The organism is Bradyrhizobium sp. JR4.3, from assembly GCF_040547695.1.
Taxonomy (GTDB): Bacteria; Pseudomonadota; Alphaproteobacteria; order Rhizobiales; family Xanthobacteraceae; genus Bradyrhizobium; species Bradyrhizobium canariense.
This window is the reverse complement of sequence record NZ_JBEPQF010000035.1, coordinates 51052-74804: the sequence shown is the minus strand read 5'-3', so window position 1 is coordinate 74804 and position 23753 is coordinate 51052. Positions and strand designations below refer to the sequence as shown.

At 64.3% G+C, this 23753-nt stretch carries 21 protein-coding genes; 10 read left to right on the top strand and 11 right to left on the bottom strand.

All coding sequences use genetic code 11. The annotated features are described in order from the left end of the window. Positions 1 to 178: 178 nt before the first annotated feature. Positions 179 to 1456: a multidrug effflux MFS transporter gene (locus tag ABIB91_RS34730; protein ID WP_354171145.1), complete on the bottom strand. Its 1278-nt coding sequence runs from the start codon at positions 1454 to 1456 to the stop codon at positions 179 to 181. A gap of 323 nt (positions 1457 to 1779) precedes the next feature. Beyond that, positions 1780 to 3609, bottom strand: coding sequence for an aminopeptidase P family protein (locus tag ABIB91_RS34725; protein ID WP_354171147.1), 1830 nt, complete (start codon positions 3607 to 3609; stop codon positions 1780 to 1782). A gap of 188 nt (positions 3610 to 3797) precedes the next feature. On the opposite strand from ABIB91_RS34725, the gene ABIB91_RS34720 reads away from it, so the two are divergent. Next, the gene (locus tag ABIB91_RS34720) at positions 3798 to 3977 is read left to right on the top strand and encodes a hypothetical protein (RefSeq protein WP_007600875.1); all 180 of its coding nucleotides are present in this window, start codon (positions 3798 to 3800) and stop codon (positions 3975 to 3977) included. 24 nt (positions 3978 to 4001) lie between these two features. Here the strand turns inward: ABIB91_RS34720 and ABIB91_RS34715 are convergent, their stop codons facing one another. Further along, the gene (locus ABIB91_RS34715) at positions 4002 to 4889 is read right to left on the bottom strand and encodes a 50S ribosomal protein L11 methyltransferase (RefSeq protein WP_354171150.1); all 888 of its coding nucleotides are present in this window, start codon (positions 4887 to 4889) and stop codon (positions 4002 to 4004) included. 152 nt (positions 4890 to 5041) lie between these two features. Here ABIB91_RS34715 and ABIB91_RS34710 point away from each other — a divergent pair, with 152 nt between their 5' ends. Next, entirely contained in the window at positions 5042 to 5197 is a 156-nt protein-coding gene (locus ABIB91_RS34710; RefSeq protein WP_007600877.1) for a Flp family type IVb pilin, read from the top strand. Between the two features lie 278 nt (positions 5198 to 5475). On the opposite strand, the gene ABIB91_RS34705 is transcribed toward ABIB91_RS34710, so the two are convergent. Continuing rightward, complete coding sequence (locus ABIB91_RS34705; protein ID WP_354171152.1) at positions 5476 to 7086, bottom strand: phytoene desaturase family protein; 1611 nt, start codon at positions 7084 to 7086, stop codon at positions 5476 to 5478. Positions 7087 to 7336: 250 nt separating this feature from the next. Between ABIB91_RS34705 and ABIB91_RS34700 the strand changes: the two genes are divergently transcribed. Beyond that, positions 7337 to 9616 carry a spermidine synthase gene (locus ABIB91_RS34700; RefSeq protein ID WP_354171154.1) on the top strand — a complete coding sequence of 760 codons (2280 nt, stop codon included), beginning with the start codon at positions 7337 to 7339 and terminating at the stop codon, positions 9614 to 9616. Positions 9617 to 9763: 147 nt separating this feature from the next. Here ABIB91_RS34700 and ABIB91_RS34695 read toward each other — a convergent pair whose 3' ends face one another. Beyond that, on the bottom strand, positions 9764 to 10759 hold the full coding sequence (locus ABIB91_RS34695; RefSeq protein WP_219683435.1) for a glycerophosphodiester phosphodiesterase: 996 nt from the start codon (positions 10757 to 10759) through the stop codon (positions 9764 to 9766). Positions 10760 to 10917: 158 nt separating this feature from the next. On the opposite strand from ABIB91_RS34695, the gene ABIB91_RS34690 reads away from it, so the two are divergent. From ABIB91_RS34690 to ABIB91_RS34680, 3 genes are read left to right on the top strand one after another with little or no spacing between them, the layout of a single operon-like run. Beyond that, positions 10918 to 11877, top strand: coding sequence for an acyl-CoA desaturase (locus ABIB91_RS34690; RefSeq protein ID WP_311985886.1), 960 nt, complete (start codon positions 10918 to 10920; stop codon positions 11875 to 11877). Positions 11878 to 11922: 45 nt separating this feature from the next. After that, positions 11923 to 13305 (top strand): MBOAT family O-acyltransferase, encoded by a 1383-nt coding sequence (locus ABIB91_RS34685; protein ID WP_354171157.1) that lies wholly within the window; start codon positions 11923 to 11925, stop codon positions 13303 to 13305. Between the two features lie 25 nt (positions 13306 to 13330). After that, the gene (locus ABIB91_RS34680) at positions 13331 to 14293 is read left to right on the top strand and encodes a hypothetical protein (protein ID WP_354171159.1); all 963 of its coding nucleotides are present in this window, start codon (positions 13331 to 13333) and stop codon (positions 14291 to 14293) included. 6 nt (positions 14294 to 14299) lie between these two features. On the opposite strand, the gene ABIB91_RS34675 is transcribed toward ABIB91_RS34680, so the two are convergent. The 3 genes from ABIB91_RS34675 to ABIB91_RS34665 form a co-directional block, all read right to left on the bottom strand. Continuing rightward, positions 14300 to 16000, bottom strand: a complete 1701-nt coding sequence (locus ABIB91_RS34675) for a fatty acyl-AMP ligase (RefSeq protein WP_354171161.1) — start codon at positions 15998 to 16000, stop codon at positions 14300 to 14302. 24 nt (positions 16001 to 16024) lie between these two features. Beyond that, the gene (locus tag ABIB91_RS34670) at positions 16025 to 16279 is read right to left on the bottom strand and encodes an acyl carrier protein (protein WP_018454262.1); all 255 of its coding nucleotides are present in this window, start codon (positions 16277 to 16279) and stop codon (positions 16025 to 16027) included. A gap of 225 nt (positions 16280 to 16504) precedes the next feature. Beyond that, complete coding sequence (locus ABIB91_RS34665) at positions 16505 to 17275, bottom strand: L,D-transpeptidase (RefSeq protein WP_354171164.1); 771 nt, start codon at positions 17273 to 17275, stop codon at positions 16505 to 16507. Between the two features lie 315 nt (positions 17276 to 17590). Here ABIB91_RS34665 and ABIB91_RS34660 point away from each other — a divergent pair, with 315 nt between their 5' ends. Beyond that, complete coding sequence (locus tag ABIB91_RS34660; RefSeq protein WP_007600887.1) at positions 17591 to 17914, top strand: hypothetical protein; 324 nt, start codon at positions 17591 to 17593, stop codon at positions 17912 to 17914. A gap of 49 nt (positions 17915 to 17963) precedes the next feature. Here ABIB91_RS34660 and ABIB91_RS34655 read toward each other — a convergent pair whose 3' ends face one another. Further along, complete coding sequence (locus tag ABIB91_RS34655) at positions 17964 to 18725, bottom strand: ABC transporter permease (RefSeq protein ID WP_007600888.1); 762 nt, start codon at positions 18723 to 18725, stop codon at positions 17964 to 17966. Beyond that, positions 18722 to 19645, bottom strand: a complete 924-nt coding sequence (locus ABIB91_RS34650; protein WP_027570727.1) for an ABC transporter ATP-binding protein — start codon at positions 19643 to 19645, stop codon at positions 18722 to 18724. Before ABIB91_RS34650 ends, ABIB91_RS34655 begins: the two co-directional genes overlap by 4 nt. A gap of 281 nt (positions 19646 to 19926) precedes the next feature. On the opposite strand from ABIB91_RS34650, the gene ABIB91_RS34645 reads away from it, so the two are divergent. Both ABIB91_RS34645 and ABIB91_RS34640 read left to right on the top strand, forming a co-directional pair. Then, a complete protein-coding gene (locus ABIB91_RS34645) occupies positions 19927 to 20640 on the top strand; it encodes a hypothetical protein (protein ID WP_354171167.1) in 714 nt (237 codons plus the stop codon). Positions 20641 to 21042: 402 nt separating this feature from the next. Next, positions 21043 to 22032 carry a zinc-binding metallopeptidase family protein gene (locus tag ABIB91_RS34640; protein ID WP_354171169.1) on the top strand — a complete coding sequence of 330 codons (990 nt, stop codon included), beginning with the start codon at positions 21043 to 21045 and terminating at the stop codon, positions 22030 to 22032. Between the two features lie 22 nt (positions 22033 to 22054). On the opposite strand, the gene ABIB91_RS34635 is transcribed toward ABIB91_RS34640, so the two are convergent. After that, positions 22055 to 22903, bottom strand: coding sequence for an alpha/beta fold hydrolase (locus tag ABIB91_RS34635; protein ID WP_354171171.1), 849 nt, complete (start codon positions 22901 to 22903; stop codon positions 22055 to 22057). 127 nt (positions 22904 to 23030) lie between these two features. On the opposite strand from ABIB91_RS34635, the gene ABIB91_RS34630 reads away from it, so the two are divergent. Further along, positions 23031 to 23648, top strand: coding sequence for a CGNR zinc finger domain-containing protein (locus ABIB91_RS34630; protein WP_354171173.1), 618 nt, complete (start codon positions 23031 to 23033; stop codon positions 23646 to 23648). Positions 23649 to 23753: the final 105 nt, after the last annotated feature.

The window sequence follows — 23753 nt, the reverse complement described above, 5'->3', positions numbered from 1 at the left end:
ATCCAGCGCTGCATTGGCACCTGCTCCCTTCGGGAGCCAAGCCTCAATAAAACTCGGCTGCCCCGTCTGCTTCACCGCCATCGTCATTCCTCCAACGCTTTGCCTTAGAGAATCACAATTGACGGATTACGCAACAAGCCCACAAGGGGAGAAGGAAGAAGGCCTCACCAGGCATCCCTCACATCATCCCGCTCTCTTCCTCTTCCGCCTGCTCGATCAGCGTCTCGCTCACCATGACCTCGCGGCGGGGTACGACGAAGATCATCGTGCAGGCGCAGAGCAGGGAGATCGCCAGCACCGCGGCGGTGAGCGGCAGCGTGGTCGCGGAACGGCCGCCGAGATAGGCGCCGAATTGCGACATGAGCGCGCCGATGCCCTGCTGGAGAAAGCCCATCGCACCTGATGCGGTGCCGGCGGCCTCGGGACGGACGCTGATCGCGCCGGCGGCCGAGTTCGCCATCACGAAAGCATTGCCGACCATCACGATCATCTGCGTGCCGAACAGCCAGGCGGGTGCCTCGTTCCAGCCGGTGAAACTCCACAGCAGGTTCAACAGGCTGCCGCAAAGCTGGAGCGCGAGGCCGAACCAGATCAACTTCTCCAACGAGTGCCTGGGCGCGAAGCGCACGCAGAGCAGATTGCCGACGAGATAGGCAAAACCCGTCGTCGCGAACCACGCGCCGTATTCAGCGCTGGTCCTGCCCATCTGCGTCACCACGATATAGGGGCCGCCGCCGGCGAAGGTGAAGATGATCTGCGAGGCCAGCACCTGGCACATCACGTAGCCGACGAAGGCGCGGTTGCGCATCAGGATGCCGACGTCGCCGCGAAAGCCGCTGCCGGCGGCGCGGTCTCGGCGGGTCTCGGGCAGCGCGAATGCGATGCCGACGGCGACAATGATCGCGGCGACGGTGATGGCGTAGAAGATCGCGCGCCAGCCGAATGCGGTCTCGATCAGGCCGCCGGTGAGCGGGGAGACCATCTGCCCGATCATCAGCGCCGCGATGACGAGGCTGATCATCGAGGCGACGCGATCGCGCTCGTAGATGTCGCGGATGATGGCGCGGCTCACCACCATGCCGGCTGCGCCGCCCAGCGCCTGGAAAAAGCGCGCGGCGATCAGCTGCGGCAGGGTTTCCGCGAAGATGCAGGCGACGCTGGCGACCACCATCACCGCCAGTCCTCCGAGCAGCACCGGTCGTCGCCCGAAACGGTCCGACAGCGGGCCCATGATCAGTTGCGACAGCGCGATGCCGACCATGTACAGCGAGACTGTCATCTGCGCGGCCGAGATGTCGCTGCCAAATGTCATCGCCAGCACCGGCAGCGCCGGAACCAGCATGTAAAGCGAGATCGGCGCGATGCCGGTCATGACGACGAGCAGCAGCAAAACCACGCGCGAGGTCGCGAGGTTGTGTTGCGCCGTTTCCGGCGGCTTGCTGATCATGCCGTGCATGCGTGTCCGTCTCGCAGAAATTCGAATCGGACTGTAGCGCGCTCGCGCAAGACGCATATCGGCGTTTCGGAATGCGGCTATACGGATTCCGGGACGGTTATAATGGCGGCGCGATGAGGACGGATTTGGCGCGCTGCTCGCGTCAAAAACTCGGTATCATCGCCCGGCTTGACCGGGCGATCCAGTACGCCGCGGCGTCTCCGCATACGTTTGCTGTCTCTGGAATACTGGATTCCCCGCCTTCGCGGGGAACGACAGCGGGGGTGGAAATGAGCATTGCGCAAATCGCGTGGTGCTATGCGTCGAGACCGTGAACGACGCGCTTACGCCTTCAACTCCGCCGTGGCCTGGTCCAGCCAGGCCTTCGTCGTCGCGTCCAGCGCCGGCCGCACCTCGGTCCTGACGCGCGCGTGGTAGGCGTTGAGCCAGTCGAGTTCGTCCTTGCCCAGCATGCCGACATCGATCAGCCGGCGGTCGATCGGCGCCAGGGTCAGCGTCTCGAACGCGTTCATCGATTTTTCCGCGCCCTTGATGTCGGCAGCGACCACCAGTTCGAGGTTCTCGATGCGGATGCCGAAACCGTCGGTCTTGTAGTAGCCGGGCTCGTTGGACAGGATCATGCCGCGCTTCAGCGGCGTGGTACCGAGCTTCGATATCCGCGCCGGTCCTTCGTGCACCGAGAGATAGCTGCCGACGCCGTGGCCGGTGCCATGCTCGAAATCGACGCCGGCGGCCCAGAGATATTGCCGTGCCAGCGTGTCGAGCTGCGCGCCGGTGGCGCCATCGGGAAATATCGCCCGCGCGATCGCGATGTGACCGCGCAGCACACGCGTGAAGCGGTCGCGCATCTCGTCGGTCGGCTCGCCCACGGCCATGGTCCGGGTGACGTCGGTGGTGCCGTCTTCGTATTGTGCACCTGAATCGATCAGCAGCAGATCGCCGGGTACGATCCGCCGGTTGCTCTTGCGGGTGACGCGGTAGTGCACGATCGCGCCATTCGGGCCGGTGCCCGATATAGTCGGGAACGACACGTCCTTCAGTGCGCCGGTATCGCGGCGGAACGTCTCCAGCGCCTCGACCGCGTCGATCTCGGTGAGCTTGCCGCTTGCCGCCTCGCGGTCGATGAAGGCGAGGAAGCGTGCCAGCGCTACGGCGTCGCGCCGGTGCGCCGTTTGCGTGCCCTTGATTTCGGTCGTGTTCTTGACCGCCTTGAGCAGCGCGATCGGATCGCTGCCGCGCACCGGCTTGCCGCCAGCACCCGTGATTAACCGGCTGAGGGCGTCGGCCGCGGTCGCATTGTCGAGCGCGATCGATCCACCGCTCTTGGCGAGCGCCATCAGCGTCGGCGCCATCGCATCGGGCTCGCGCACGTCGGCGGACTGCTCGAGATGGTCGCGGGTCAAATTTGAGAGCTTGCGGTGATCGATGAAGATGGTGGGACGACCGTCCTTCGGCACCAGCGCATAGGACAGCGGCAGCGGCGTATGCGCGACGTCGGCGCCGCGGATGTTGAAGGTCCAGGCCACGGCATGGCTGTCGGACAGCACCAACGCATCGACGCCGAGCTTGCCGATCTCGCTTCTGATCTGCGTCAGCTTCTCGGCTTCAGTCACGCCGGCATGTTGCATCCCGTGCACCGTGACCGGCGCAATCGGCGGCTGTGGCCGGTCCTGCCAGATCGCATCGACCGGATTGCTGTCGACGGCGACCAATTCGGCACCGGCCTTGGCGCAGGCGGCGGACAAACGCTCGGCTGCCGCAAAAGTGTGCAGCCACGGATCAAATCCTAGGCGGTCGCCGGCCTTCAGGTGTGCCGATATCCAGCTTTCCGGCGGGGGATCGATCAGAGATTCCACGGCCCACGCCCTTGAATCGACCTGCTTGGCCGCCTGGATCGTGTAGCGGCCATCGACGAACAATGCGGCCTCGTGCGTCAGCACCACCGCCAGTCCCGCCGAGCCCGTAAAACCGGTCAGCCAGGCCAAACGCTCTTCCGACGGCGGCACGTACTCATTCTGCTGCTGATCGGCGCGTGGAATCACGAAACCGGTCAGCTTGCGGCGGGCGAGTTCTTCACGGAGCGCGGCCAGCCGCGCCGTCAATGCGACGCCGGCCTCGGGCTCCTCGAATGTCTGGAAGTGCGCTTCGAACATGGTGGATCACTTTAGGATCATGCGGATCAGTCCGCAATGTAGACGCATTTGAGGTCGCATCTGGCATGGACTGTGCTTGAACAAGTTCCATTCGAATTGAGTGGAGTACAGGATGCGGCAGTTGCGCTTCGTCCGGATAACAGGGAAATTCGAGCAAGTTGTTCATCTCAACGACGAGGGGACACTCGATGCCAGCGTTCACGTTTGAGAAGATTACGCCGCCGGTGCGCCGCGCCCCGGCTCCGGCAGCACCGAAGAAACCGCGCGGCCTCATCAACCAGATGATCGACCGTTTCGCTGAACGCCGCGCGAGGCGCGCCTCGCAGGCCGAGCGCGCGATGCGCCGGGACGAGAAGGCCGCAAAGTAGCGGCATCTACGACAGCACCCGTACTCACCCCATCTTCCGCAGCAACAGGCTGCTCCACCCCTCGATCCGCAAGTGCTTCAGAGGCACGAGGCCGCGCGCGCGGTAGGCGGCGATCACGGCGGGGACCTGGGGCGTCAACAGGCCGGAGAGGATGACGCGCCCTCCGGTCGCGAGGTGCCGCGTCAACGGGCCCGCCAATTGCCGTAACGGATTGGCAAGGATGTTGGCCAGCACCAGGTCGAACGGGCCGCATCTGCCGAAATCAGCCGCCGCGAAGCCGGTGGCGCGGATTGCTCGCACATGGTGACCGACCTCGTTCAACGCGGCGTTCTCGGCTGCCACCTTGACCGAGGCCGGGTCGATGTCGGAGGCCAGCACCGCGCGATGCAGCACCTTCGCCGCCGCTATCCCCAGCACGCCGGTCCCGGTGCCGAGGTCGAGCACGCGGCCGGGCCGGGTGCTTTTCAGGACATGGTCAAGCAGGAGTAAACAGCCGCGCGTGGTACCGTGATGGCCGGTGCCGAAGGCGAGAGCCGCCTCGATCTCGATGGCGACCTTGTTCGGCGCCACGCGGTCGCGATCATGGCTGCCGTGGACGACGAAGCGTCCGGCCGGCACCGGGACGAGATCTTCCAGGCTCGCCTTGACCCAGTCCCTGGCTTCGACGGTGTCGAAGGCCAGCGTGTCCGCGATCTCATTTCCTGCTGCGGTTGCAACGAGTTCGCGCAGCCAAGCCCGGTCCGGCGCGTTCGCGAAATGCAGCGCAACGTCCCACTGTCCGTTCGGCTGCTCGAAGGCGGCGACCGCCGCATCGTCCTCGAAGAACATTTCGGTGAGGACGTCGACAATGCGCCTGGCGGCGATCTCGCCGCCGATCGAAAAACTGGCGCGATGGGTGGGGGAAGGCTGCATTCTCTGGGTTCCGTCCGGTTCAATTTTTGGAACTTTTGTTCCCGATTTTTCGCATAACTTGCAATCACGAGGTTAACCCGACCGCAGTAGATTTGCGGGTGTTGGGCAACCCACACAGTTCGAAATGGAATAGGAGGCGAGACTTGAAGCGCATGATTTTGAAGTTCTGGACCGACGATTCAGGTGCAACCGCAATCGAGTACGGCCTGATCGCAGCCGGTATCGCGCTGGCGATCATCACCGTGGTGAACGGCCTGGGCACCACCCTGAACGACAAGTTCACTTCGATTAGCAGCTCCTTGAAGTAATTTCCGCCTTCCATTTCCCGGCGGGGCCAATTCTCCATACGACTGCTTCCGAGCCGCGCCCGTCGGGGGAATTGCCTCCTGGCGGGCGAAGTCGTTTTTGGGAATTGGCCTGCACAGAATGCCCACAGGCTCTCCGCTGGTTTTCCGGGCTTTGTCCACGGATTGTCCCGCCGTTCATCCCCGGCTTTTCCACCGACTTGTACCAGGCTTTGGAGGAGCGTAACCCACCGCTCCTTCACAGCTTTGCCAACAAGTCTGTCCACGGCCCATCCGCAGGCTTATCCACGGCTTCCGAACAACGACCGGTGATCCCTCAGGATTGCCTGCGCGGCGTTGTGACCGGGCGCGCCGGTGACGCCGCCGCCGGGGTGGGCGCCGGAGCCGCAATGATAGAGGCCCCTCACGGGCCCGCGATAATCGGCGTGGCCCAGCATCGGCCGGGCCGAGAACAGCTGGTTCAGCGTCAGCGCTCCGTGGAAGATGTCGCCGCCGAGCAGGCCGAACTGCCGTTCGAGATCGAGCGGTGACAGGATTTGGCGGCCGAGCACGCTGGTCGCAAAACCCGGCGCGTATTTGTCCACCGTCGCGATCATGAGGTCGGCGACCTCGTCGCGATGGTCGTCCCACGACTTTCCATCGGGAAGCTCCGGCGCGACATGCTGGCAGAACAGGCTCGCGACATGTTGTCCTGCGGGCGCGAGCGTATCGTCGAGCGTCGAGGGGATCAGCATTTCCACGACGGGCTCTCGGCTCCAGCCGTGCGCGCGGGCATCGAGAAAGGCGCGGTCCATGTAGCCGAGACTGGGAGCCAGGATGATGCCGGAGGTGAGATGATCGCCGACGCCCGGCAGTGCCGTGAAGGAGGGCAGGCGGTCCAGTGCCACGTTCATGCGGAAGGTGCCGGAGCCGTTCTTCCAGTGCCGGATGCGGTCGAGAAAGTTTTGGGGAAGCGCATCGGCGGCGACCAGCCGCGTATAGAGCAGCTTCGGATTGACGTTGGATGCGACATAGCTCGCGCGGATGGTCGTGCCGTTCTCCAGCGCTACGCCGACCGCGCGGTCGCGCTCGAGGATGACCTCGCGCACGCCTGCATCGGTGTCGATCACGACGCCGCGGTCGCGTGCGGCGCGCGCCATGGCCTGCGTGATCGCGCCCATGCCGCCGATGGCGTGACCCCAGACGCCCTTCTTGCCGTTCACCTCGCCAAACGCGTGATGCAGCATCACATAGGCCGAGCCCGCGGCGTAAGGGCTGGCATAATTGCCGACGATGGCATCGAAGCCGAACAGCGCCTTGATCAGATCGTGCTCGAAACGTTCGTCCAGCATCTCGCCAGCCGAGCGGGTGAAGAGATCGAGCAGGCTGCGGCTCTGCTCCAGCGACAGCCCGCGCAGGATATTGGCGCTCTGGAATGCGTTCACGGCCTCGCGGATCGATGCCGTGCCGAAACCATCGAGCAGGTTGGGCGGCGCGCGCAGCACGAACTGCCGAAGCACGTCGGCGATATCTTCCAGCTCGCGCGAAAACCCGTCGAGCGCGTTTGCGTCGCGCGCGCTCAGCCGTGCGACGGACGCCTGCGTCCGCCCCTCGCCGGTGAGAAGATAGCTGCCGTCTGCCGCGGGCAGAAAATTCTGCGCGCGCCGTTCGACGATCCTGAGGCCCTGTTCGGCCAGCTTCAAGTCGCGGATCACCTGCGGATTGAGCAGGCTCACAGTGTAGGCCGCGACCGAATTGCGGAAGCCCGGATGAAATTCCTCCGTGACCGCGGCCCCGCCGACCACCTTGCGGCGCTCGACCACGCGCACGCGCAAGCCGGCCATCGCGAGATAGGCCGCGCAGGTGAGGCCGTTATGGCCAGCGCCGATGATGATGACGTCGGTTTCGATCATGCGGCCCTAGTGGTGTCATTCCGGGGTGCGCGAAGCCCGAACTGTGATGCGGGCTCCGCATCGGAGAATCTCGAGGTTCCGGGGTCGATGCTCCGGGCCGCGCTTCGCGGTCCCGTCGCATCGCCCCGGCACGACCGTCTTATATCAAGCATTTCCCGCTGCAACATCACGAGACCCTTTATTGCCCGTTCAGGCGCCTTGTGCTCCATTGCGCGCGCCCGGCACCCGCCGGGATTATGCCGGAGCTTCCATGGATTCGATCGTGCAACCCGCCGCCACGGAGCAGCCGTCCTCGTCACGCAACCGGCTGCTGCTGACGGTCTACACCGCAGCGATCTTCGTCAGCGCGCTGTTGCTGTTCTCGGTGCAGCCGCTGTTCACCAAGATGGTCCTGCCGCGGCTCGGCGGCTCGCCGGCGGTGTGGTCGGTGGCGATGGTGTTCTTCCAGTCGTTGCTGCTGGCGGGCTACGCCTATGCGCATGTGTTGATGCAGGTGAGGAATCGCATCGTTCCGGTGGTGGTGCATCTCCTGCTGCTGATCGCGGCCTTCGCCACGCTGCCGCTCGGCATCGCGTCCGCCTATGGCGATCCGCCCGCTTCGGGCTACGCGATCTGGCTGCTTGGCCTGTTCGTGATCTCGATCGGACTGCCGTTCTTCGCGCTCGCCGCCAACAATCCGTTGCTGCAGGCCTGGTTCGTCCGCACCGGGCATCCTGCCGGACATGATCCCTATTTCCTCTATGCGTCCTCCAACATCGGCAGCTTCCTCGCTCTGCTGTCCTATCCATTCCTGCTGGAGCCGATGTTCACGCTGCACACGCAGAACCGGCTCTGGACCGGCGGTTACGGCATTCTGATCGTCCTGATCGCCGCCTGCGGCGTGCTGCTGTTGCGCTCGCCGAAGCTCGCCATGGTCGATGTGCGAACCGAGGATTTGAATGCGCCGGCGCCCGGTTTCGTGACGCGGCTGCGCTGGATATTCCTCGCCGGAGTGCCGTCCGGCCTGCTCATCGCCGTCACCGCGCACATCTCGACCGACGTTGCGGCAGCGCCCCTGCTGTGGGTGCTGCCGCTGTCGCTGTATCTCTTGACCTGGGTGGTGGTGTTCCAGTCGCGGCCGCTGCTGCCGCACAAATGGATGCTGATGCTCCAGCCGGTCGCGATCGCGGGCGTCGTCTTCCTGCTGGCGTTCGGCGGCGAACAGAACCTGCTGCTGACGCTCGGCGGCCATCAATTGTGCTTCTTCGTCATCGCGATGGCCTGCCACGGCGAATTGGCGCGGACCCGGCCGGCCGCGAAATATCTCACCGGATTCTATGTCGCGCTGTCGTTCGGCGGCATGGTCGGCGGCCTGTTCGCAGGGCTCGTTGCGCCGTTCACATTCTCCTGGATCGCCGAATATCCGATCCTGGTCGCGCTTGCCGCGCTGTGCCGGCCGCCCGCGAACGAGCGGCTGGCGGGCATCATCAAATGGTACTGGCTGGCGCTTGCCGCGCTCGCCGTCGTGCTCCTTGCGCCGTCCATGACGACGGGCGGGCTGTCGACCTGGTTCGAGGATCATCGCGTCTGGGTGGCCGGCGGCGTTGGCGTGCTCGCCGCCCTGCTGGCGCTGGCGGTCAACGCCGGCCGCTGGAAGATATTCGCCACCGTCGCGCTCGCGCTGGCGTTGATCCGGGTTTATCCGGCGGATGAAGGCCGCGTCACCACGGTGCGCAGCTTCTTCGGCGTGCACAAGATCGTGGTGACGCCCGGCGGCTATTTCCACGTGCTGATGCACGGCACCACGATCCACGGCGCCGAGCGCTTCCTCAACAATGACGGCACGCCGGTCACCGGACGGCCCGAGCCGATCACCTACTACCACAAGGATGGCGGCATCGGTCAGGCCGTGACCGCGATCCGGGAGCGCAAGGGCGCGCCCTTGAAGGTCGCGGCGATCGGCGTCGGATCGGGCACGCTCGCCTGCGCCGCCGAGCCTAGCGAGAGCTGGACCTTCTTCGAGATCGATCAGTCCATGGTCGACGCGGCAAGCGATCCGAAGAATTTCCGCTATATCTCGAGTTGCATGCCGGGCCTGAAGCCGGTGATCGGCGATGCTCGCCTCACCTTCGCGAAGGAGCCGGACGGCGCCTATGATCTCATCATCGTTGATGCCTATTCGTCGGATGCGATCCCGATCCATCTTGCGACCGAAGAGGCGATGAAGATCTACAAGGACAAGCTCGCTCCGCACGGCGCCGTGGTGATGCACGTGTCCAACCGCCACCTCGATCTCGAGACCGTCGTGGTCGGCATCGCCGATTCCAACGATCTCAAAAGCTGGGTCTACAACGAGGATTCGGGGCGCGATGGCGACTACATCTTCTCGACCGACGTCGTCATCTCCGCCCGCGAGGATGCCGACGTCGGCAGGCTCGCATCGTCGAAATCATGGGAGCAGACCGAAGCCGACGACCGGGTGCGGGTCTGGACCGACGATTACTCCAACATTCTGGGCGCGCTGTACCGGCGCTTGAGGGACGGGGAGTAGGCTTCGCGCCACTCATGGTCTCGTGCCCCGGGCGCTGCGCAGCACGAAGTGATGCGCTGCAGAGCCGGGGCCCATCGCAGCTTCTGGGTCCCGGCTCTGCGGAGCAGCGTTGCACGCTGCACCGCGTCCGGGACACCAAATCGAGCCTCACGGCGTCACCGGTGTCCCCGCGGGCAACGCAATTGCCTTCTCGCCCGCGACTTGCCGCAACAAATCGGGCCTGTCGGAGATGATCCCGTCGACGCCGATCTCGATCATGCGCGCCATGTCCTCAGGCTTGTTGACCGTCCAGACCACGACGTGCAGCCCGAGCGCGTGTGCCTCGGCGATCAGCGCCGCGGTCACATCGCCGAAATAGGGCGACCAGATCGCGCCGCCCGCAGCCTTGATGGTTCGCGGCAGGGAGCCGCCGTGATCGGCCGGGCTGAATCCCGCCGTCCAATTGGTCGCCTTGTCCAGCGCCACCGTCTGGCTCGAGCCGCGCTGGAGCGTCAGGTACACCGTCGGCATCTTCGATGCCCGCTGCTGGACTAGCAGCAGGGTCCGCCAGTCGAACGACTGGATCATGACGCGGTCGGAGAATTTTTCAGCCTCGATCAGCGCGAGCAGCCTGGTGACGAAAGCTTGCGGGTCGAGCGTCTCGTCCGGATGGTTCGGATCGATCTTGGTCTCGATGTTGAAGCGCACCCGATTGTTGCCGGATTTGCGCACCAGCGCGAAAAGTTCGCTCAAGGTCGGAATGCGGGTCCCGGGCACGGCGCGCTGATCGGGAAATTGCTTCGCGTATGGACTGTCCGGACGTATCTGGCCGACGTCGTAGCTCCTGACCTGCTCGAGCCGCAGCTTCGCGAAGGGCGTGCCGGGAGCCGCCACATAGGCGCCGCTCGCATCCCGCGTGATATCAGGGTTGAGCCCGCGCTCATGCGAGACGACGACTTCGCCGTCGGCAGTGATGCCGACGTCGAGCTCCAGCGTGTCCACGCCCATCGACAGCGCGTTGGCGAAGGCCGGAAGCGTGTTTTCCGGCAGCAGTGCCCGCCCGCCGCGATGGGCCTCGAGGTCGAAAGCCGAATCAGCCCCCATGGCCGGTCCCGCAATGAGAAGTGACAGTACGGTCAAGATCGTCGCAGCACGTGACGGCATGGCGGCTCGTGGGGCAAGCGGAAAGGGATATTTGAACGCATTTGGGCATGTCCGGCCCATAGTATAGGCTTTCGTGGCTGTTGAAACCTTGGGCGGTGGCTTGGGTTGCGGCCGCCGCGGGGGTATGTACTCATGGTCGGCGCCCTGGAATCCCGCCCGTGCAGCAGCAACGCGATCATCGAATTATCCGTAGCCGGCATTTTCGCCGGATGCAGCGCCGGCATTTCATCATCTTCGACGTTTTGCCCTTCGTCGGCACGCTGCTGGCGCTGGTGCTTCTGCTCTACCGCCCGATCGGCGCGGCGGAGCTTGGCCTGTTCGTCGGCTTTTGGCTGGTCACCGGCCTCGGCCTCACCGTCGGCTATCACCGGCTCTTCACCCACCGCGCCTTTGCGACCTCCACGGTGATGAGTGCGATCCTGGTCGTGATGGGATCGATGGCCGGCCGCGGTCCCATGCTGTCCTGGGCGGCAATGCACCGCCGGCACCACGAATTGTCCGATCACGACGGCGATCTGCATTCGCCGCGGCTGCACGGCGAGGGCCCGTTCGGCCGCCTGCGCGGCTTCCTGCACGCGCATTTGACCTGGATGATCGAGCACGATTATCCCAACGTTGCGCACTATGTCCCGGATCTGATGGCGGATCGCAGGCTGGTTGCCGTCAACAGCTACTACTACACTTGGGTCGGTCTCGGCCTGGTGCTGCCGGCCGCGATCGGCGGCGTCGCCACCATGAGCCTGTGGGGCGCGCTGACCGGCTTGCTCTGGGGCGGCGTGGTGCGCATGTTCGTGGTCGAGCAGACCATGTCGGCCATCAACTCCGTGATGCACAGCTTTGGCGCGCAGCCCTTCGTCACCCGCGACGACAATAGCCGCAATCTCGGTGTGATGGCCTGGCTTGCCTGGGGCGAGGGCTGGCACAACAATCACCACGCCTTTCCCTATTCCGCGGCCTTCGGCCTGCGCTGGTTCGAATTCGATCCCGGCTTCATCTTCATCCGCGCCCTGGAAGCGCTCGGATTGGCCTGGGACGTCAAGGTGCCGAGCGAGGAGAAGATTGCGCGACGCATGCTGCGGCAGCCGGGCGACGCTGCGCCCGACCTCGAAACGGGCTGAGCATCATCCGCCGGCTCACGCCGGCGATGGCGCAGCTTTGAACCGATGCTGTTCAACGACTATCCCTTCCTCCTGGTCTTCCTGCCCGCGGCGCTGCTGATCTATCGCTTGGCCGATCCCTATCCGCATCTGCGCATCGGCGTGCAGGTCGCGCTTTCGCTCGCCTTCTATGCCTGGGGCAGCCCGTCCTTCATCCTGCTCCTGATCGGCTTGATCGTGATCAACTGGCTTGCCTCGGTCGCCTATGGGCGCGTGAAGTGGCCGGCGGTGCTGACGCTGGTGCTCATGCTCGATCTCGCGGTGCTGGCGTTGTTCAAATACGCCAACTTCCTTCTCGCCAATCTCGGTCTGGTGTTGGGTACGACGTTGCCGGTGCTCGATGTCGGACTGCCGCTCGGCATCTCCTTCTTCACCTTCCACCACATCATGTATCTGGTCGACTTGAAGCGCGGGAGGGCGCCGCTCTATGCACTCGACCGCTACGCGCTCTACATCACCTTCTTCCCGCAGGCGATCGCCGGCCCGCTGGCGCGCTGGTCGGAGGTGATGCATCAGTTCGGCAGGCAGATCTACGTTCCGGGCTGGCAGCGCCAGTTCTGCGTCGCGACCTGCTTCATCGCGATCGGCCTGTTCGAAAAAATCGTGATCGCCGACGGCCTTGCGCACCTGCTCGATCCCATCTACGCGCAGGCAGCGAACGGGCCGCTCGCGAGCGGTGACGCTTGGCTCGCCTTCTGCTTCTCCTTCCAGATCCTGTTCGATTTCTCCGGCTATTCCGACATCGCGATCGGCCTCGGCCTGCTGTTCGGCGTACAGCTGCCGTACAATTTCAACGCCCCGCTGCGCTCGACCAATATCCAGGATTTCTGGCAGCGCTGGCACATCACCCTGATGCTGTTCCTGCGCGACTACGTATTCTATCCGCTCGTCAATCTCCGCCTGCTGCCGCGGCACTGGCTTCCCGTACAGTTTTTCGCCGCCATGATGATCACGATGGCGCTGTGCGGCCTCTGGCACGGCGCGAGCTGGACCTTCGTGCTGTGGGGCGTGCTGCACGGGCTTGCGCTGGTCGCCTGCACGTTGTGGCGTCGCTATGGCCCGACGTTCCCGTCATGGCTCGGCTGGGCGCTGACCGTCCTGTTCGTGCTCGCGACCGGCGTGATTTTTCGCGCGGGCTCGGTGGAGGCGGCATGGCATGTCTTCGCCGGATTGGTTTCGCCGCTGCCGCTCGAGCGCGGAAAGCATTTGTGGCCGCTGATCGCAGCGCCGCTGTTCGCCTTCCTGCTGCCGGCGAGCCAGGACATTGTGGCGGTGCTCACGCGCCGTCCCAATCCGTGGCTCGCAGGTCTGCTCGGTCTTGGGCTGTTCGCATTGCTGCTTCACATGGGTGGTCGGGATCTCCATGAGTTCGTCTACTTCAAGTTCTGAGACCGACCCCGGCTGGGGCCGGAGCTTGCTCGCGTGTCTGGGCACGCTGATCGGGGCTGCGCTGCTGGTGCTCGCATTGATGGTGGCGGTCGATCCCTATGACAGCGGTAAGCTCGGCCTGCTTGGCATCGACGGTGTCGATAATCGTCTGACCCAGATCACGGCCGCGAGCCGCGCGAGGAATCCGGATTTCAATGCCGCTATCCTGGGTAATTCGACGGCGCAGATGATCGAGCCGACGGAATTGTCGCGCGCAACCGGCCTGCGCTTCGTGCAGCTCTACATGACCGGTGCGTTTCCCCGCCAGGAGCTCGCGGTGCTGGACTTCTTCCTCCGAAATCACAAGGATGTTGGTGCACTGGTGGTCGTGACTGACCCCGGCTGGTGCGCGCATGCACGGGCGAAGGAGGAGGGCGGCGTCCCGTTTCCCGACTGGCTCTACGACAGAAGCGTCGTCACTTACGCTGCACGGCTGATCTCCTGGCAGGCGATCGAGCACGCTTTTCAGCGCATCAGTATCGGGCTTGGTCGCCGACCACGGATGAACCCCGACGGCTTTGTCAGCTATGAGGACATCTGGCCGCCGGGTCAATTCAAGGAAGTCGGCTGGCCCAGGGATCCGGCGCCGTCCTCGTCCACCGAGATGCGGGCGACATTTCCCGAGATCGCTGTGCTCGCAGATATCGTCAGGACATTGTCGGCCGATGTGCCCGTCGTCATCATCGTGCCGCCGACCTTCGCGACCACCGTGCCGAAGCCCGGTACGGAAACCGCCCTGGAGCGCAGCGCCTGCGACGCGGCGCTGAAGAAAGTGGTCGCGGGCCGACCGCGCAGCAATTTCATCAGCTATCGCGTTGACAACGATCTCACGCGCGACCGCGCCAATTTTGCCGACTTCATCCATTATCGCCCCATCCTCGCGCGCAAGATCGAGCAGGGGATCGCTGCGAGCCTGCGCGATGGGGAGAGCGCGAAGATCGATTTCTGAACCGTCTCAGCTGAGCTGCTCGAATCCCCCATCGAGCCAGAGCTTGCGTGCCAGCTTGCGCTGGATCTTGCCGCTGGTGGTCTTCGGCAGAGTGCCGGGCCGGATCAGCGCGATGTGGCGCGCGGAGAGCTCGTGGTTGTCGGCGACGGCCTCGCGAATCCGACCCTTGATGGCTTCGGTGTCGATCGAGTGGCGCGCAGTGCGCTCGATTTCCTGGACGATGACGAGTGTTTCTTCGCCGGTCTCGTCCGGCACCGAGAACGCCGCGCCGCAATTTTCGCGCAAAGCTCGATCGAGCGATTGCACGGTGCGCTCGACGTCCTGGGGATAATGGTTGATGCCACGGATGATGATGAGGTCCTTGATCCGTCCCGTGACGAACAATTCGCCCGTGGCGTCGACGAAGCCGAGGTCGCCGGTGCGCAGCCATGCCCCGTCTTCGGCGGCAATCTGCGCATTGAGCCCCTCGCGCGTCGCCTCGTCGTTGCGCCAATAGGCGCGGGCAATATTGGCGCCGTTCACCCATATTTCACCGACCCGGTCCGCGGGCAGGCGCGTCCGATTGTCCGGGTCCACGATCGCGATCCGTTCGCCGGTGAGCGCGCGCCCGCAGCCGACGGCGATCTGCGTGTCTTCGGCGCCGGAAGGCGCTTCCGCCGCATGCGCCTGAAGCGCCGTGCGGCTCAGGCTGCGTGTGACATGACCTCCGCCGCGGCGTCCGCCGGAAATCAGGAGTGTCGCTTCCGCCATTCCGTAGGCGGGATACATCGCGCGCGGATCGAAGCCGTGGGGCGCGAATGTCTGGACGAACCGCTCGATGGTTTCCGCACGCACCGGCTCTGCGCCGTTCAGCGCGATCCTGAGCGAGGACAGGTCGACGCCCTCCATCTGGTCGGCGCGATAGCGGCTGACGCAGAGATCGAAGCCGAAATTCGGGCTGCACGCCACTTCCGCGCGAAAATGCGAGATCGCGCGCAGCCAGCCGAGTGGCCGCTGCATGAACGCATTCGGTGCCATCAGCACGCAGGTCGCCCCAACATAGAGCGCCTGCAGTGCGTTCAGGATCAGCCCCATGTCGTGATAGAGCGGCACCCAATTGACGTAAGTCGATTGCCGGGTGTTGCCGAGCGCGAGCCGGATCATCTCGAGATTGGCGAGCAGATTGGCGTGGCTCACCATCACGCCTTTGGGCGCGGACGTCGAGCCGGAGGTGTATTGCAGGAAGGCGATGTCGTCCGGCGCCGGTTCGGGTAGTTCGATTGTCTCACCATCGTCCGCGGCGAGATCGACCTCGATCCAGCGAATGTTCTCATGCGCGAAGCGTGCCCGCAGATCACCACGGAGCGCGACGACCGAATTGGTCAGCGCCACCGCCGGCGTGCAATTGGCGAGGATCGCGGCGCTGGCATCGCGCGCGCTGTTTCGCCGCGGCATCATCATCGGCACGGCGATGATGCCGGCCATCAGACAGCCGAAGAACGCCACCATGAACTCGATGCCGGGCGGAAACACCAGGATGGCGCGGTCGCCGGGACGCGCGGCCACGGTCAGTCGCAACGCGAGCGCGCCCGCGGCATCGTGCAGCTGTCGAAAGCTGAGGGCAGCTTCCTCCGTCCCGCGATCGGAGACGAAGACATAGACGCGGTCGTCGGCCTGCTCCGCCGCACGCCGGGCCAGCAGTGCCACGAGCGAGCGGAAGGTTTCCATGGGTTGCGCCGGCTTCAGCCGCCTTCAGGCGGCGGGGCGGATTGCGCGCTTGTCGGCGAGAAATCGCGACAGCGCCTCAACGGTCGGATGGTCGTAGAAGTCGTCCGTCGATAGTTCGAGGTCGAGCTTCTCCTCGAGTTCCATCATCAGGTAGACCAGCATCGCCGAATCGAGCCCGAGGCGGCTGAATTTCGTGCCGATGTCGACGCGGTCGCTCGAAATTCGCAGGATATTTGCCAGGGCGGTAACGCAGAAATCCGAAATCTGCTCGCGTGTCATGTCATGTCCCAGAAACAATGGGAACGACAATACGGGCGACCCCCTGGTTGTCAATTTGGCCGGAACGCCGCCGCGTCGAAGGTTGTGGACTGTTGCTTCCTTGCGTCGGCCGGTGCCCAATCCGTGCACAGGCCGGCGCTATTTCCTGCGGTCGACTGCGGCAAGCGCCCGTCGCGGCAGCGGCTTTCTGATTTGATTGCCCGGCAACGCCGCGTCCAGATAGCGTCAGTTCTGGTAGTAATAGCCACGCGGTTGGTAAACCTGCCGGGGCTGCGGCTGATAATAGGTGCCGTTGCCCTGATTGTAATATTGCTGCGGCTGCTGCTGGTAGACCTGCGCGTCATAGAGCGGGCGGCTGCCACGCGGCGCCGGGTAGCGCGTGCCGGTGTCGCTGCCATCGGCTGGATAGATGTAATTGTCGTCCTGGGGCATGTAGCGGCGGGCGGGCTGGGCCGTCGGTGCGAGATTCACGGGGTCGCCTGATGTGGCGTACTGCTCCTCGGTCGGCTGCGGTGCGCGGGCGACAGCCGTGGTGTTGCGGCCGCGCGGGTTGCGGGCGAGCGCCACCTGCGACGAGCCGGTCAGCGTCACCGTGGTGTTGAGCACGCCCTGCTGCTGCACCAGCGCGTAGAGCGTCGAGGCGTTCTGCCGCGACAGCCGCACGCAGCCATGAGACGCCGGTGTGCCGAGCCGGCCGACCGAGTCTGTGCCGTGGATGGCGTGCCCGATCTTGGTGAAGAAGATCGAATGCGGCATCGGCGCGTCGTCGAATTCCTTGGAGTAGTGGTCCTCTTCCATGCGGAAGGCACGGAACGCGCCGTTCGGCGTCTCGCGGGAGGGGATGCCTGTCGACACCGGCCAGTGATAGCGCGCGATGCCGTCGACGGCGACGGTCATCTGCTGATTGTCCTTGTCGACGGTGATCTCGACCTTGGCCTGCGCGGCGCCCGCGCTCAAAAGCATCAGGGAGGTGAAAGCAATAAAAAACGAACGCATCTGAGTTCTGGCCTCCGGCCTGTTCACGCTAGGCGCCGCGGCTCTCCGTCCCCCGGCGTGCAATATGCCTGCAATCCGGCTTTCGTTCCAGCGGCCTGCCCGGCCATCGTTAACGTGACGGCGGGCGTTAGCAAGGCCGCTTTGTGCCGCGCCGCCCGTGGCGATGCTGACATTTTCGCGAGCGGGCACGCGTTCACAACGCCGACAATTCGTCACAAAGGCGCAACCATTTGGCCGCGCCCGGCGTTGAAGATGCCTGCCTCGACAGGCGGCGTTCGCCGCCAATTGCCCCTTACACCGTCCCTGGGACCGAAAATGAACAAAGCCCGTATCACCGCCGCGTCATTGCCGGCCGGTTTGCCCGTCCGCCTGCTGTTTGCAGCCGCCGCCATGGCGCTGGCGCTGTTGTCGCTGCCACATGCCGGGCACGCGCAGGGCATCGTGCGCGGCGCCCAGGAAGGTTCTTATGAAGGCAACCGTATCGCCGGTCCTGTGGGCGGCGTGGTCGGTGGCGCGGTCGGCGCCGGCGTTGGCGGGGCCGTGGGAGCAGTCGAGGGTGTGTTCGGCATTCCCCATCGCGGCCACCGCCGCTGCCGCGGCTATTACGACGGATACAACCGCTTCCACTGCTATCGGTAACCCCTGGCGATTCCGGGGTGCGCGCGTGCCCCCGGAATGACGGCCGGGGTCAGTTCTTCAACCGATACCCCGTGCGGAAAATCCACCAGATCACGACCAGGCAGATCACCAGGAACGCCGTCGTCATGCCGATGCTCACGGATACGCTGACGTCCGCGATCTCGTAGAAGCTCCAGCGGAAGCCGGAGATCAGATAGACGACCGGATTGAGCAGCGCCACCGTGCGCCAGGCGGGCGGCAGCATATCGATGGAATAGAAGCTGCCACCGAGGAAGGTCAGCGGCGTCACCACCAGCATCGGGATCATCTGCAGCTTTTCGAACCCGTCGGCCCAGATGCCGATGATGAAACCGAACAGGCTGAACGTCACCGCCGTCAGCACCAGGAAGGCCAGCATCCAGACCGGATGATGGATGTGCAGCGGCACGAACAGGCCGGCCGTGGCGAGGATGATCAGGCCGAGGATGATCGATTTGGTCGCAGCCGCGCCGACATAGCCGAGCACGATCTCGAAATAGGAGATCGGCGCCGACAGGATCTCGTAGATCGTGCCGGTGAATTTCGGGAAGTAGATGCCGAACGAGGCGTTGGCGATGCTCTGCGTCAGCACCGAGAGCATGATCAGGCCCGGCACGATGAAGGTGCCGTAGCTGACGCCCTCGACCTGGCTGATGCGCGAGCCGATCGCGGCGCCGAACACCACGAAATACAGCGAGGTCGAGACCACCGGCGAGACGATGCTTTGCAGCAGCGTGCGCCAGGTGCGCGCCATTTCGAACAGATAGATGGCGCGGACAGCCCGGTAGTTCATGACGCCCTCACGAGGTCGACGAAGATATCCTCGAGCGACGATTGCGTCGTGTCGAGATCGTTGAAACGGATGCCGGCGGTGCGGAGGTCGCCGAGCAGGCTGGTGATGCCGGTGCGCTCGCCCTTGGTGTCGTAGTCGTAGACCAGCGTCGCGCCGCCGTCGCAGAGGTCGAGTTCGTAATGCCTGAGGCTCTCCGGCAGCGCATCGAGCTTGCCTTGCAGATGCAGCGTCAGCCGCTTCTTGCCGAGCTTCTGCATCAAGGTCGCCTTGTCCTCGACCAGCACGATCTCGCCCTTGTTGATGACGCCGATGCGGTCGGCCATCTCCTCGGCTTCCTCGATGTAGTGCGTGGTCAGGATGATGGTGACGCCGGATTGCTGGAGCGTGCGCACCACCTCCCACATGCCCTTGCGCAGCTCGACGTCGACGCCGGCGGTGGGCTCGTCCAGGAACAGGATCTGCGGCTCGTGCGACAGCGCTTTGGCGATCATCACGCGACGCTTCATGCCACCGGAAAGCGTGATGATCTTGCTGTCCTTCTTGTCCCACAGCGAGAGGTCCTTCAGCACCTTCTCGATATGATCGGGGTTCTTCGGCTTGCCGAACAGCCCGCGGGAGAAGCTCACCGTCGCCCACACGCTCTCGAAGGCATCGGTGTGCAATTCCTGCGGCACCAGCCCGATCAGCGAGCGCGCTTTGCGATAGGAGGTCTGGATGTTCTCGCCGCCGACCAGGACCTTGCCTTCGCTCGGATTGGCGATGCCGCAGATGATCGAGATCAGCGTGGTCTTGCCGGCGCCGTTGGGGCCGAGCAACGCGAAGATTTCGCCGCGCTTGATGTCGAGATTGACGTTCTTGAGCGCCTTGAAGCCGGACCCATAGGTCTTCGACAAATTGGCGACGGAAATGATGGAGGACATGATGGCCGCAAGTCTGAGGGGGGCGAAGGCTGGGGAGGGGAGGCTGGAACCTGCCGGGAGGACGGGTCAGCGGAGCCCTGAGATAGGAATGCCCTTGCCCGGCTGCAATTAGCCGGAGAAAAATGGCCTCAAAACAGGCCCTTCCGTGGCCGGTTTCGAGCAAGTGTTGCGCGATGGTCACGGCTTGCTGCTAAGATCGTCGTTCACGCGGCTCTTTGTTGCGTCTGCGAGCAGGCCATGGCTACGATTCCGGCCGAAGCATATTCCCAGGGAAAAGATCGATGAGACCGAACGGCCGTCACACCGCCGGCACCAGCCAGTTGTCCGCCCTCCGTGCATGGGCGATGGGCCTGCTTCTGCTGTCAGCTGTTGCCATCAGCCCGACCACCGTCAAGGCGGCGCCGAGCCAGGCTGCGGTCGCGACCACGCATGTCTACCTCCTCCGCGGCGTGCTCAACATCTTCTCGCTCGGGCTCGACACGATCGGCGCCCGGCTCCAGGCGCAGGGCATCCCGGTGACCGTCGCGAATTTCGTGTCGTGGTCCTCGCTCGCGGATGAGGCCGCCACCGCCTACAAGGCCGGCCGGATCAAGACCATTGTGCTGGTCGGGCACTCCTCCGGCGCAACCGCGCTGCCGGACATGATCGCCAAGCTCAACCGTCTTGGCGTGCCCGTGAAGCTCGCGATCGGGCTCGACTCCGTGTTCAAGACCAAACTGTCGACCGGCGCCGAACGCTACATCAACATCTATATCGGCGACGGCCCCGGCGAGCCGGTGAAGCGCGCGGACGGTTTTCGCGGCAAGCTCGACAATGTCGACGTCCGCGGCTCCGGTGTCGGCCACATCTCGATCGACAAGAACGAAGCGATCCAGCGCCGCGTGATCGCCGAGATCGACGCCGCAATCATGCGCTCGCGCGCACCGGCTCCGGTTGCCGAACCCGGCGCGCCCAGGCCGGCGCGGTCGGCGGCGGCAACGGCTCCCCGGAACTAAGCCTTCGCCGCAAGCCGCTGAATTGACAATGCCGCCGTCATGCAGACGGCGGCATTGTCGTATCTGCAGAGCCAAACTCGATCACCTGCCGCGCCGGAGGAAGGGAACTCGGCACCCGATCTGGTGTTGTCACACTATGACAAGGAAACGAAACGTCGGCCCCATGGCGGTTCAGCCCGAGCGGGCGTGGGCCGGTCGCCCTGTTTCCGAAAACGTCCTTGAGAAAAAGCCGCAGCCTCAATCGAGCCAGTTGAGCGCGACGCGAGCTGGCCTGTTGAGACAGCACGCGCTGCGAACGCAGCGGGCGTTGCTCGCCGGCAACCGCGATGGTCGCAAGAGTTAAGAGTTCCTCGAACTGACAGGCCGGTGTTCCGGTGTGCCGTCTGTCTGGGGCCAGTCCACGTGAAGTTTTTTCAGTGCCCGTCATGCCGCCATCCTGTCTCGTTCGAGCACGTCGCGTGCGCGAATTGCAGCACCGAGCTGGCGTTCGATTCCTCGCGTATCGAGATGACGAAACTTGCATCCCATCAAGCTTGCCGTAACCGCGAGATCATCGGCTGCAACTGGTGTGTCGAGGGCGCGGACTGGTATTGCGGCTCGTGTCGCCTCACGCGCACGATTCCGAACCTCGGCAGCACCAGAAACGTCATGCTCTGGCGCCGCATGGAGGAAGCCAAGCGCCGTCTTCTCTATGATCTCAGCCGCCTCAGGCTTCCGCTCGCATCGCGCAGCGGCGAACCATTGGCTTTCGACATTCTCTCGGACGAGGTCAGTCCGATCCTGACCGGGCATCTCTCGGGCCTGATCACGCTCAACCTTGCCGAGGCCGACGATGTCGAACGAGAATCTCGCCGCGTGGCATTCCGGGAGCCGTACCGCACGCTGCTCGGACATTTCCGGCACGAGATCGGTCACTTCTATTGGGACCTGCTCGTTGACGGCACGACATTCCAGGCCCCGTTCAAGCTGATCTTCGGTGACCAGGCGCAGGACTATCAGGCCGCGATCAACTCCTATTACAGCCGCGCCGACCGTTCATACGACCGGAGCGGCTTCATCAGCGAGTACGCCACGTCCCACCCCTGGGAGGATTGGGCGGAAACGTTCGCGCATTTCCTGCACATTGTGTCGACGCTCGACTCGCTGGCAGGTTTGCCGTTGTCGCTGGACGAGCGCGCCCGCCAGACCCTGACGGATCCCTATCTCGAGAGCGACTTCGAGGCACTCCTGGCCCTGTGGATGCCGCTTGCCCGCAGCATCAACGAACTCAACCGCTCGCTTGGGATGAGCGACGCATATCCCTTCGACATATCGCCGGCGGTCAAGGGCAAGCTGCATCTCGTCCACATGGCGATCAGCGCATTCCGCGATCAGCAGAGCTTGGCGGCGTAAACATCGCGCAGGACGGCCCCCGTTACGTCAGGAACGCGCGAATGCTGTCCGCGATCTCCTTCGCATGCGTCTCCAGCGCGAAATGACCGGTGTCAAAGAACTGCACCACGGCATTCGGATTGTCGCGTTTGAACGCTTCGGCGCCGGGCGGAATGAAGAACGGATCGTTCTTGCCCCAGACCGCCAGGAACGGCGGCTTGTGCTTGCGGAAATAGTCCTGGAAGGCGGGGTAGAGCGCGACGTTGCTCTTGTAGTCGCCGAACAGGTCGAGCTGCACGTCGTCCGAGCCCGGGCGCGCAAGGTAGAAATTGTCGAGGTTCTGGCCATCCGGTGACACGGTCATCGGATCGGAAACACCATGCGTGTACTGCCAGCGCGTGGCTTCCGGCGTGAGGAGCGCGCGCAGCGCGTCGCGATTGGCCGGCGAGGGATCCTGCCAATAGGCCTTGAGCGGAGTCCAGTTGTCGCTAAGGCCATCCTCATAGGCATTGCCGTTCTGCGAGATGATCGCCGTGATCCGCTCGGGGTGGCTGAGCGCAAGCCGGAAACCAGTCGGCGCGCCGTAGTCGAAGACGTAGACCGCGAACCGGTCGAAGCCGATCACCTCGGTGAAGCGTTCGATCACGCGTGCGACGCTCTCGAACGTGTAACGGAAGTTTTCGCGCGAAGGCATGTCGGATTGGCCGAAGCCGGGAAGGTCGGGCGCCACGATATGAAACCTGTCCCCAAGCAGCGGAATGAGGTCGCGAAACATGTGGCCTGCGCTGGGGAAGCCGTGAAGCAGCAGGAGTTTTGGCGCTCCGACAGTGCCGGCCTCGCGATAGGCCACCCTGAATCCGTCGACATCCGCGCTGCGGTACGTGATTGACATGACCTTCTCCATTGGCAGTAACCCTATTAAAGCTAGCTAAGAGGTTACGTCCAACCGTCGTAACTTGTCAATGGCGCCTTAACCGGTTATGTAGGTCTATGTTCTCCCGACCGGCCAAGGACCGCTCATGGATCGCGCGCCCGCCATGTTCATCGCCGACTCGCTCGGCCTCGACTTTCTCAACTCGGTGGCGACACCGGTCGATACGCCGGTGGACTGGATCGACGGTGGTCATGGCCTGATCGACTGGCTGGCGCAGGCAAAGCTGGTGCCGCCGGATGATCTGCACGCGCTGACGGCCCGCGCCACGCCGGACGAGCTGGACAAGGTCGCGGATCAGGCGCGCGCCTTGCGCGAATGGTTCAGGGGATTCGTGCGCAAGCATGCGGGCCGGCCGCTCACGAGGGATGCATTGCGCGAGCTCGGTCCATTGAACAGCCTGCTGGAGCGCGACGAAGCCTTCAGCCGGATCGAGCCCGGGCCTCACGATGGCGGCGCTCTCGCATTGCGAATGAAACGGCGCTGGCGCTCGCCGGAAGCGCTATTGCTGCCGGTTGGCGAAGCCATGGCGAAGTTCGTATGCGACGAGGACTTTTCCAACGTCAAGGCGTGCGAGGGGCACAACTGCACCATGCTGTTCGCCGACCACACGCGCAGGCGCGCGCGGCGATGGTGCATCATGGCGGTCTGCGGCAACCGCGCGAAACAGGCTGCCCACCGCAGCAGGCTCAAGAGCGTGCAGTGATTGGGTGTCGAGATGCTGGAATGAGCGCGGATCGAGCCCCGGTTCCGTGCCCCAAATTCCACCCAATCGGCCGTCACTAAGCGCCTTTGGGGGAGGCTGCAGCCT